The 9,907-nt window shown below is 65.3% G+C and carries 10 protein-coding genes; 5 read left to right on the forward strand and 5 right to left on the reverse strand.

All coding sequences use genetic code 11. From position 1 onward, the window contains the following. Window positions 1-186: 186 nt before the first annotated feature. On the reverse strand, window positions 187-942 hold the full coding sequence (locus tag ACLV74_RS13675; protein ID WP_411879940.1) for an RlmE family RNA methyltransferase: 756 nt from the start codon (window positions 940-942) through the stop codon (window positions 187-189). A gap of 42 nt (window positions 943-984) precedes the next feature. Here ACLV74_RS13675 and ACLV74_RS13680 point away from each other — a divergent pair, with 42 nt between their 5' ends. From ACLV74_RS13680 to ACLV74_RS13690, 3 genes are all read left to right on the forward strand, one after another. Continuing rightward, on the forward strand, window positions 985-1,461 hold the full coding sequence (locus ACLV74_RS13680) for a YhbY family RNA-binding protein (RefSeq protein WP_411879941.1): 477 nt from the start codon (window positions 985-987) through the stop codon (window positions 1,459-1,461). 131 nt (window positions 1,462-1,592) lie between these two features. After that, window positions 1,593-3,653, forward strand: coding sequence for a M3 family metallopeptidase (locus ACLV74_RS13685; RefSeq protein ID WP_411879942.1), 2,061 nt, complete (start codon window positions 1,593-1,595; stop codon window positions 3,651-3,653). 77 nt (window positions 3,654-3,730) lie between these two features. Then, entirely contained in the window at window positions 3,731-4,393 is a 663-nt protein-coding gene (locus tag ACLV74_RS13690) for a glutaredoxin family protein (RefSeq protein WP_411879950.1), read from the forward strand. 68 nt (window positions 4,394-4,461) lie between these two features. Here the strand turns inward: ACLV74_RS13690 and rpiA are convergent, their stop codons facing one another. Beyond that, complete coding sequence (gene rpiA, locus ACLV74_RS13695; protein WP_411879943.1) at window positions 4,462-5,133, reverse strand: ribose-5-phosphate isomerase RpiA; 672 nt, start codon at window positions 5,131-5,133, stop codon at window positions 4,462-4,464. 125 nt (window positions 5,134-5,258) lie between these two features. Between rpiA and ACLV74_RS13700 the strand changes: the two genes are divergently transcribed. Then, window positions 5,259-6,311, forward strand: a complete 1,053-nt coding sequence (locus ACLV74_RS13700; protein ID WP_411879944.1) for a quinone-dependent dihydroorotate dehydrogenase — start codon at window positions 5,259-5,261, stop codon at window positions 6,309-6,311. Here ACLV74_RS13700 and xth read toward each other — a convergent pair. Further along, on the reverse strand, window positions 6,308-7,162 hold the full coding sequence (gene xth / locus ACLV74_RS13705) for an exodeoxyribonuclease III (protein ID WP_411879945.1): 855 nt from the start codon (window positions 7,160-7,162) through the stop codon (window positions 6,308-6,310). The genes ACLV74_RS13700 and xth overlap by 4 nt on opposite strands. 21 nt (window positions 7,163-7,183) lie before the next feature. Next, the gene (locus ACLV74_RS13710; RefSeq protein WP_411879946.1) at window positions 7,184-7,426 is read right to left on the reverse strand and encodes a hypothetical protein; all 243 of its coding nucleotides are present in this window, start codon (window positions 7,424-7,426) and stop codon (window positions 7,184-7,186) included. Window positions 7,427-7,563: 137 nt separating this feature from the next. Between ACLV74_RS13710 and ACLV74_RS13715 the strand changes: the two genes are divergently transcribed. After that, entirely contained in the window at window positions 7,564-9,690 is a 2,127-nt protein-coding gene (locus tag ACLV74_RS13715; RefSeq protein ID WP_411879947.1) for an FAD-dependent oxidoreductase, read from the forward strand. On the opposite strand, the gene ACLV74_RS13720 is transcribed toward ACLV74_RS13715, so the two are convergent. Next, window positions 9,687-9,907 (reverse strand): hypothetical protein (locus tag ACLV74_RS13720; RefSeq protein WP_411879948.1); only part of this gene is annotated, 221 nt, incomplete at its 5' end. The two genes, ACLV74_RS13715 and ACLV74_RS13720, sit on opposite strands and share 4 nt — an antisense overlap.

Genomic DNA, 9,907 nt, shown 5'->3' on the forward strand with positions numbered 1-9,907 from the left:
AGAACCTGCTCACGGCCTAAATGGGGTCGCGCAAGCCCCTTATCGGGATGGGATGCAAGGCGCGGTGCGATGCCCATAGTAATCTATGGGCTAGCGCCGCAACACCGCAGACCGCCCGAGAAGGCGCTTGCCCTCCGGGTTGGGGTGAAATCCCAACGCGACCCCATTTAGGCCGTGACCAGGTTCTTAAGCGCTCTTTTTCAGCCCCCGCCCGACCAGAAAGGTTTCCGACGAACCTGGCCGCGAGGCCTTGGGTTTGACGGGTTTGACGATCTTGAAGGTGTCCCGGAAGAGTTTGACGAGCTGGTCGTAGCCGCTGCCGTGAAAGAGTTTGACCACCAGCGTGCCGTCCGGCTTCATGCGGTTCTGGGCGAATTCGACGGCCAGCTCGATCAAATGGGCGATGCGGGCGGCGTCCGCCGATTCGATGCCCGAGAGGTTGGGCGCCATGTCGGAAATCACCAGGTCCACCCGGACCTGCCCCTCGGGCGTGGCCAGGGCCTGCTCGAGCTGCTGCAGCACTTCGGCCTCGCGGAAGTCGCCCTGGATGAAGGTCACGCCCTCGATAGGCTCCATGGGCAGCAAATCGAGCCCGATGATGCGGCCGTTGAGCGTGCCGGCCGCCGCACCCGTGGGCGACAGGCGTCGCCGCACATACTGGCTCCAGGCGCCGGGCGTGCTGCCCAGGTCGACCACACAATCGCCCGGCTTCACCAGGCCGAAGGTTTCGTCGATTTCCTTCAGTTTGTAAGCGGCGCGGGCCCGGTAGCCCTCTTTCTGGGCGAGTTTGACGTAAGGGTCGTTGATGTGGTCGTGCAGCCACGCCTTGTTGACTTTTCCCTTGCCGCCGGCTTTCACTGCGGTTTTACCGGCGGCCTTGGCGGCGGCCTTGGCATCGGTCTGGACGCCGGGCTTGAAACCGGTCTTGGCATTTACTTTCATGGGGCCTATTGTCCTCTCCCCGACTCGCCCGATAATTGGGGCATGGCTCAAATACAACTTACCCCCGCCCAGCGCAAGGATCACCGCGCCGATGCTCACCACCTGAACGCGGTCGTGATGATCGGCTCCGACGGCCTGACCCCCGCCGTCAAGAAGGAAACCGACGCCGCGCTCAACGCCCACGGGCTCATCAAGGTGCGGGTGCAGTCCGACGACCGCGCCGGCCGCGAGGAGATCTTCCAGACCCTGGCAGACGAACTCAACGCCGCGCCCATCCAGCACATCGGCAAGCTGCTGGTGCTGTGGCGCCCCATGCCGCCCAAGGAAAAAAAGGTCAATGAAGACCGCATGCCCGGCCCGCGCGACGTCAAGGTGCTGAAAAACAGCTCACGCTACGGCCAGCGGCCCGAGGTGAAAACCCTGCGTGTGCTGGGCAACCAGCGCCTCACGCCGGGCGGCACCGTCAAGCGCGCCAAAAAGCCCCAGCTCAAGAGCGCCAAGAAAAGCGCGCAAGGCTGACCCGCCCGCCCTGCCCTGGCGCCCGCAGGCGCCGCATGGCAACACGGGCAAATGGCCCCGGCAGGCACATTCCTTGTGGCCGCGCGGCCCCAGGCCTTTAGATTCGAGACTTCCGCCCACAGCTATACGTCATGACCAATCCCCTCCTCGATTTTTCCGACCTCCCGCTGTTTGACCGGATCCAGCCCGAACATGTGGGTCCCGCCGTCGATGAACTGATGGCCAAGGCCGAAACGGCACTCGAAACCGTCACGGCGCCTGACTTCCCGGCCTCCTGGACAGGCATCTCCGGCGTACTGGACGTGGCCACCGAAAACCTGGGCCGCGCCTGGGGCGCCGTGAGCCACCTCAACAGCGTGGCGGATACACCCGAGCTGCGCGCCGCCTACAACGCGGCCCTGCCGCGCGTGACCGAGTTCTGGACCCGCCTGGGCGCCGACGAACGCCTTTATGCCAAGTACAAAGCCATCGACGTCTCCAACCTGAACGCCGAGCAGCGCCAGGCGCATAAAAACGCGATCCGCAACTTCGTGCTGTCGGGTGCGGAATTGCAGGGCGCAGACCGGGAACGCTTCGCGCAAATCCAGGAACGCCAGGCCGAGCTGAGCCAGAAGTTCAGCGAAAACGCGCTGGACGCGACCGACGCCTTCGCTTACTACGCCACCGAAGCCGAAATCGCCGGCATCCCGGCCGACGTGCTGCAAACCGCGCGCACCCAGGCCGAGGCCGAAGGCAAGGCCGGCTACCGCCTGAGCCTCAAAATGCCGAGCTACCTGCCCGTCATGCAGTTCGCCGTCAGCAGCAAGCTGCGCGAAAGCCTGTACAAGGCCTACACGACACGCGCCAGCGACCAGGCGGCGCCCGAATTCAGCAAATTCGACAACAGCGCGATCATGAAAGAAATCCTCGCGTTGCGCCTCGAGGAAGCGAAGCTGCTGGGCTACAACAATTTCGGCGAAGTGTCGGTGGTGGCCAAGATGGCCAAGTCGCCCGACGAAGTGATTGCCTTTTTGCGCGACCTGGCCCGCCGCGCCCGCCCCTATGCCGAAAAAGACGTCGCCGACCTGCGCGCCTTTGCCGCCAGCCAGCTGAACCTGGCCGATATCCAGCCCTGGGATTACGCCTACGTCGGCGAAAAACTCAAGGAAGCGCGCTACGCCTTCAGCGAGCAGGAAGTCAAACAATACTTCACCGCGCCCAAGGTGCTGGCCGGCTTGTTCAAAATCGTCGAAACCCTGTTTGAAGTCGCCATCCGCAAGGACTCGGCCCCGGTGTGGAAGCCCGGCGTGGAGTTCTACCGCATCGAACGCGGCGGCGAACTCGTCGGCCAGTTCTACCTCGACCAGCCGGCCCGCACCGGCAAGCGCGGCGGCGCCTGGATGGACGACGTGCGCGCCCGCTGGCTGCGCCCCGACACCGGCAAGCTGCAAACCCCGGTGGCGCACCTGGTCTGCAATTTCGCCGACGGCGTGGGCGGCAAGCCCGCGCTGCTCACGCATGACGACGTGACCACGCTGTTCCACGAATTCGGCCACGGCCTGCACCACATGCTCACGCAGGTCAACGAGCGCGATGTCTCGGGCATCAGCGGCGTCGAATGGGACGCGGTCGAGCTGCCCAGCCAGTTCATGGAAAACTTCTGCTGGGAATGGGACGTGCTCAAGCACATGACGGCGCACGTCGACACCGGCGCGCCGCTGCCGCGCGCGCTGTTCGACAAGATGCTGGCCGCCAAAAACTTCCAGAGCGGCATGCAGACGCTGCGCCAGGTCGAGTTTTCGCTGTTCGACATGCTGCTGCACACCTCGCACAACCCGGCCGACGAGCTGATGGGCCTGCTGGCCGAGGTGCGCAAGGAGGTGGCGGTAATCCCCTCGCCGGCTTATAGCCGTACGGCGCACACATTCAGTCACATTTTTTCGGGCGGCTATGCCGCCGGCTATTACAGCTACAAATGGGCCGAAGTGCTGTCGGCCGACGCTTACGCCGCCTTTGAGGAAACGGCTACAGCCTCCCCCTCGCCGGCGGGAGACGATGCGGGCAAAACCACGGTCACCGTGGAAACCGGCAGAAAATACCGCAAAGCCATCCTGGAGGCGGGCGGAAGCCGGCCCGCCATGGAGTCTTTCAAGGCCTTTCGCGGCCGTGAACCCTCGATAGACGCCCTGTTGCGTCATCAGGGCATGGCCTGAAAACGTTAGTAGACTTATCAGACTTCCAATTTCTGGATGATTTGTCTTTTATCCCTGCAACCGGAGCGACTGGAACCATGAAAACAAACGCTGTGAAATCTTTGGCGCCGAATGGCTTGCTGGCCTTCACCCTTATCGCCGGCAGTCTTTTTTCACCCCTCTCGCAGGCCCAACAGGTCTACCGCATCATCGGGGCCGACGGCAAGGTGACCTTTTCCGACCAGCCGCCGCCCCAAACCACTCCTGGCAGGGTCAGCACGGCCAATACCGGTTCCGGGGGCGCCCCGGCAAGCACCGGTCTCCCCTTTGAACTGCGGCAAGTCGCCACGAAATTCCCCGTGACGCTGTACACCGGCGCCAACTGCGGCCCTTGCGGCGGCGCCCGTGCCATGCTGATCAACCGCGGCATCCCGTTTTCCGAGAGAACGGTCACCACGAGCGATGACATCAAGGCCCTCCAGCGCATCAGCGGCGACGCCTCGGTGCCCTTTGCCACCATTGGGTCCCAGCAACTAAAGGGCTTTTCCGACGCGGAGTGGACCCAATACCTGAATGCCGCCGGCTATCCTGCGGCATCGGTTCTGCCGGCAAACTACCGCCCGCCGGCTCCAGCGCCACTGGTGAGCGTCACCGCCCCCGCGGTAGCGGGCAATGGCGCGGCGCGCCCAGCCGAAGCGGCGCCCACACCGGTAGCCCCACCGCCCCCTCCAGCGGATAACCCGGCCGGCATCAAGTTCTGAACTCAGTTTCGATTCTTTTAAACGCCGGGTAGCCACCCGGCGTTCCGCCGTCCGGGCTTGGATCTGCCTTAAAACACCAGCGTCTTCACGCCACCCGGCGCGCCCAGCAGGCACACATGGGCCTTCTGGAAGGCGAACACCCCCACCGTCACCACGCCCGGCCACTGGTTGACCTGGGACTCGAAGGCCAGCGGGTCGCTGATCTTCAGGCCGGTCACGTCCAGGATGTGCTGACCGTTGTCGGTCACCAGCGGTTTGCCGTCCTTCAGGCGCAGCACGGCCTGCCCGCCCAGCGCCGCGAACTGCCGCGCGATGCGTTTGGCGGCCATGGGAATGACTTCCACCGGCAACGGGAAGTTGCCCAGCACCGGCACCAGCTTGGACTCGTCGGCGATGCAGACGAACTTGCGCGACTGCGCGGCCACGATTTTTTCGCGCGTGAGCGCCGCGCCGCCGCCCTTGACCATGTAGCCCGCGTTGTCGATCTCATCGGCGCCGTCGATGTAGACGCCCAGTTCGTCGACGTCGGTCGCGTCGAATACCTTGATGCCCAGGGCCTGCAGGCGCTCGGTGGAGGCGACCGAGCTGGACACGGCGCCCGCGATGCGGTCCTTCATGGTGGCCAGCGCGTCTATGAATTTGTTGACGGTGGAGCCGGTGCCGACGCCGACAATGCTGCCTTCTTCGACGTAGTGCAGGGCCGCCTGGCCGACCAGGGTTTTGAGTTCGTCTTGGGTCATGGGAGTGTTGGGAAAGGTTGGGGGAATTGAGGCGGGAGGAGTGAACAGGGGTTTTGCGACAATCAGGGCTCTTGCCCGGGCCTGCGCTGCCCGGGCCTTCACAGCCACTTGCTCCGAATTATCCAATGTCCCTGCTCCCCTACGCCCTGGCCCGTCCCTTTTTATTTGGACTGGATCCTGAAACCGCCCACGAACTGACCATGGCCTCGCTGGCGCGCACCCAGGGCACGCCGCTGGCGCTGGCCTACCTGTCCAGCCGCGTCAGCGACCCGATCGAACTGGCAGGCCTGAAATTTCCGAATCGCGTGGGCCTGGCCGCGGGCCTGGACAAAAACGCCCGCTGCATAGACGGCCTGGCCGCCATGGGTTTCGGTTTTGTCGAAGTCGGCACCGTCACTCCCAAGGGCCAGCCCGGCAACCCCAAGCCGCGCATGTTCCGCCTGCCCGAGGCCAACGCGCTGATCAACCGCCTGGGCTTCAACAACGAAGGGCTGGACGCCTTCCTGGCCAATGTGCGGCGCTCCAGCGTGCGCAAGCCGGGCGCGCAAGGCGGCCTGCTGCTGGGCCTGAACATCGGCAAGAACGCCGCCACGCCGATGGAAAACGCGGTCGATGACTACCTGATCTGCCTGGACGGCGTCTACCCGCATGCCGACTACGTCACCGTCAACATCTCCAGCCCCAACACCAAAAACCTGCGCGCGCTGCAAAGCGACGAGGCGCTGGACGCGTTGCTGGGCCGCATCGCCGAGCGCCGCGAAGCCCTGGCCGCGCAGCACGGCAAGCGCGTCCCGATTTTCGTGAAGATCGCGCCCGACCTCGACGAGGCCCAGGTCGCGGTCATTGCCGCCACACTGCAACGCCACGCGATGGACGGCGTGGTCGCCACCAACACCACATTGAACCGCGAGGCCGTCAAGGGCATGCGCCATGCCGAGGAAGCCGGAGGCCTGAGCGGCGCGCCTGTGCTGGAAGCCAGCAACCGCGTCATCGCCCAGCTGCGCGCGGCGCTGGGCAAGGGCTTTCCCATCATCGGCGTGGGCGGCATTTTGAGCGGCGCCGATGCCGTCTCCAAGATCCAGGCCGGTGCCGACGTGGTGCAGATCTACACCGGGCTGATCTACAAAGGCCCCGAACTCGTCACCCAGGCCGCGCAGGCCATCAAGAAAAGCCGTTAAGGCTTCGCCGCCGCCGCGCGTTTTTTCGGCGCCGCTTTTTTGGCGGCGGCCTTGCGCGGCGCCCGCGCCTTTTTTCCATTCACCCCCAGCTCCACCCACACAGGCGCATGGTCGCTGGCATGCTCCTGCCCGCGCACCCAGCTGTCCACGCCGGCCGCCTTCAGGCGCGGCGCAAGTTCCGCGTTCAGCAGGATGTGGTCTATGCGCAGGCCCGCATTGCGCTGCCAGTGCTGGCGAAAGTAGTCCCAGAAGGTATAGATACGCTCGTCGGGGTGCAGCGCGCGCAGGCTGTCCGCCCAGCCCTGCGCCAGCAGTGTTTCGTACGCGGCGCGGCTTTCGGGTTGCATCAGCGCGTCGCGCTGCCATGACTTGGGCTTGTACACGTCCAGGTCTGTCGGAATCACATTGAAATCGCCCATCAGCGCCACCGGATGGCCCGAGGCATACAGAGCCCTGGCGTGCGCATGCAGGCGGCTGAACCAGGCGAGCTTGTAGTCAAATTTCGGCCCGGGCTGCGGATTGCCGTTTGGAAGGTAGAGGCAAGCCACCACGATACCGTCCACCGCGGCTTCGAGGTAGCGGCTCTGGTCGTCGGCCGGGTCGCGGGGCAATTCGCGGCGTATCTCCACCGGCGCCTGGCCTTTGGCGAGAATCGCCACGCCGTTCCACGAACGCTGGCCCTTCCACAAGGCTTCATACCCCGCCTCGCGCAAGGCCTGGTGCGGGAACACGCCGTCCAGCGCTTTCAGCTCCTGCAGGCAGGCCACGTCGGGCGCTTCCTTCTCCAGCCATTCAAGCAACTGCGGCAAGCGCGTCTTGATGCCGTTGACGTTGAAGGTCGCGAGTTTCATCAGACGCCGGTTAAACGCCGTTCAGACGCCAGGTGAAGGTTTGCCCCGCGGTGTCCGCCGGAACGCTTCAGCGCCGCCGCTGCCGCCGCCGTCGGGAAAGCTGTGCTGTTTAAGGCCGCCGCCCTCCCCGGGCTTCACCGGGTTTTCAATCAGGGTGCTGGCATCGTTACCGTCGGCTTTGTCGTCGGGTTCAGTGTGGGCAGGATGCGGCACGGTCGCGCCTTCGCCGGTCTTGGCGCGTGTGGGGCTGGTGTTTTTAGGCATGGCTCCAAGGTAGCAGTACCGCCCTGCCCCGCGTGTCGGACAACACCGCAAGGGCTTCAGGGTAAGTCCCCGGTCCCGATAGAGCCTGTCCCCTAGAGTACCTGCCGGGCTGTCAGCGGCCGCAGCTTGCGACTACGATGCAGGCAGTTTTGACAGGAGACCTGCTTTTGGCCGCGACCCCATCTTCCACCTTGGCCTCCGGGTCTTCCCCCTACCCCCACCTGCTCGCCCCGCTGGACCTGGGCTTCACCACGTTGAAGAACCGCGTGCTCATGGGCAGCATGCACACCGGCCTGGAAGACGGGCGCAAGCACTTTCCCGCCATGGCCGCCTACTTCGCCGAGCGCGCGCGCGGCGGCGTGGGCCTGATGGTGACCGGCGGCTTCGCGCCCAACATCGCCGGCTGGACCAAACCCTTTGCCGGCATGCTGGCCAGCTCGGGCGCGGCGCGCCGCCACAAACAGGTGACCGACGCCGTGCACGCCGAAGGCGGCAAGATCGCGCTGCAGATCCTGCACACCGGCCGCTACGGCTACCACCCGCTGTGCGTCGCGCCCTCGCGCATCCAGAGCCCTATCTCGCCCTTCACGCCGCGCGAGCTCAGCGCCGGCGGCATCGAACGGCAGATACGCGCTTTCATCCGCTGCGCGCTGCTGGCGCGCGAGGCCGGCTACGACGGCGTCGAAATCATGGGCAGCGAAGGCTATTTCATCAACCAGTTCCTCGTTACCCACACCAACCAGCGCACGGACGACTGGGGCGGCAGCTACGCCAACCGCATGCGGCTGGCCGTCGAGATCGTGCGCCGCACGCGCGAGGCGGTGGGGCCCGACTTCATCATCATCTACCGCCTTTCGATGATCGACCTGATCCCCGGCGGCAGCAGCTGGGAGGAAGTCGTGCTGCTGGCCAAGGCCGTCGAAGCGGCCGGCGCCACCATCATCAACAGCGGCATAGGCTGGCACGAAGCCCGCGTGCCCACCATCGCCACCTCGGTGCCGCGCGGCGCCTTCACCTGGGTCACCAAAAAATTACGCACGGACCTGCGCGCCGCCGGCCTCACGATCCCGCTGGTCACCAGCAACCGCCTGAACATGCCAGAGGTGGCCGAGCAAGTACTGGCAGACGGCTGCGCCGACATGGTCAGCATGGCCCGCCCCTTCCTGGCCGATCCGGAATTCGTCAACAAGGCCGCCCAGGGCCGCCGCGACGAGATCAACACCTGCATCGCCTGCAACCAGGCCTGCCTGGATCACGCCTTCAAGGCCAAACTGGCGAGCTGCCTCGTCAATCCGCGTGCCGGGCATGAGACCGAGCTCATCATCAAGATCACTGCCGCCAAAAAGCGCGTGGCCGTCATAGGCGCGGGCCCGGCGGGCCTGGCCGCCGCCACCACGCTGGCCCTGCGCGGCCACAGCGTGGACCTCTACGACGCGGCCGACAGGATAGGCGGCCAGTTCAACCTCGCCAAGCGCGTGCCCGGCAAGGAAGAGTTCGAGGAAACCCTGCGCTACTTCGGCAACCGCATCAGCGGCACCGGCGTGCGCCTGCACCTGAACACGCGCGTCAGCGCGGCAGACCTGATTGCACAGAAGTTCGACGAGGTCGTACTCGCCACCGGCGTCACGCCGCGCAACCCGCGCATCCCGGGGCAACACCATCCCAAAGTGCTCAGCTACATCGACGTGCTACTGGGCCGCCAGCCCGTGGGCCCGCGCGTGGCGCTCATAGGCGCGGGCGGCATAGGCTTTGACGTGGCCGAGTTCCTGGTCACGCCCGCCGGCCATTCCACCGCGCTGGACCTTCCCGCCTGGCTGGCCGAATGGGGCGTGGCCGACCCGGCCGAAGTGCGCGGCGGCGTCGTGCGCCCGCAGCCCACACCGCCCGCGCACCACGTCACGCTGCTGCAGCGCAAGCCCGGCAAGCTGGGCGCCGGCCTGGGCAAGACCACCGGCTGGATACACCGCGCCGCGCTCAAAATGAAAAACGTCGAGATGCTCTCGGGCGTCAACTACGAACGCATAGGCGAGCAGGATTCGGGCCTGGGCCTGTTCATCACCTTCGGCGAAAAACGCCAGGACGGCACGGTGCTGGCTGTCGACAACATCGTGCTGTGCGCCGGGCAGGAACCGCTGCGCGAACTGCTGGAGCCGTTGCGCGCGGCCGGCGTCAAAACCCACCTGATAGGCGGCGCCGACGAAGCCAGCGAGCTGGACGCCAAGCGTGCGATCGACCAGGGGACTCGCGTAGCGGCGGCGCTTTAGATCCGCCGCGTCCTATCCTTGGCTCTTCGCTCCCTCTCCCTCTGGGAGAGGGTTGGGGTGAGGGCTGACAGCTGTGCTGGTCTAATTTCAAAAGACATCCCGATGAGGGAAATCAATGTCTGAGAGGAATAGAAATGACCAAAGCCAAGACCAGGCGATCGTTCGATGCGGCGTTCAAGGTGCAGATCGTCAAGATGATTCGAGAGCAGCACCTGAG

This window comes from Polaromonas sp. YR568, from assembly GCF_943369415.1.
Lineage (GTDB): Bacteria > Pseudomonadota > Gammaproteobacteria > Burkholderiales > Burkholderiaceae_C > Polaromonas.

What these genes read in the sequence shown, in the direction of transcription:
- ACLV74_RS13675 (WP_411879940.1), bottom strand. Translation starts at nt 942, where the DNA reads ATGAAAGTAAATGCCAAGACCGGTTTCAAGCCCGGCGTCCAGACCGAT.
- ACLV74_RS13680 (WP_411879941.1), top strand. Translation starts at nt 985, where the DNA reads ATGGCTCAAATACAACTTACCCCCGCCCAGCGCAAGGATCACCGCGCC.
- ACLV74_RS13685 (WP_411879942.1), top strand. Translation starts at nt 1,593, where the DNA reads ATGACCAATCCCCTCCTCGATTTTTCCGACCTCCCGCTGTTTGACCGG.
- ACLV74_RS13690 (WP_411879950.1), top strand. Translation starts at nt 3,731, where the DNA reads ATGAAAACAAACGCTGTGAAATCTTTGGCGCCGAATGGCTTGCTGGCC.
- rpiA (WP_411879943.1), bottom strand. Translation starts at nt 5,133, where the DNA reads ATGACCCAAGACGAACTCAAAACCCTGGTCGGCCAGGCGGCCCTGCAC.
- ACLV74_RS13700 (WP_411879944.1), top strand. Translation starts at nt 5,259, where the DNA reads ATGTCCCTGCTCCCCTACGCCCTGGCCCGTCCCTTTTTATTTGGACTG.
- xth (WP_411879945.1), bottom strand. Translation starts at nt 7,162, where the DNA reads ATGAAACTCGCGACCTTCAACGTCAACGGCATCAAGACGCGCTTGCCG.
- ACLV74_RS13710 (WP_411879946.1), bottom strand. Translation starts at nt 7,426, where the DNA reads ATGCCTAAAAACACCAGCCCCACACGCGCCAAGACCGGCGAAGGCGCG.
- ACLV74_RS13715 (WP_411879947.1), top strand. Translation starts at nt 7,564, where the DNA reads ATGCAGGCAGTTTTGACAGGAGACCTGCTTTTGGCCGCGACCCCATCT.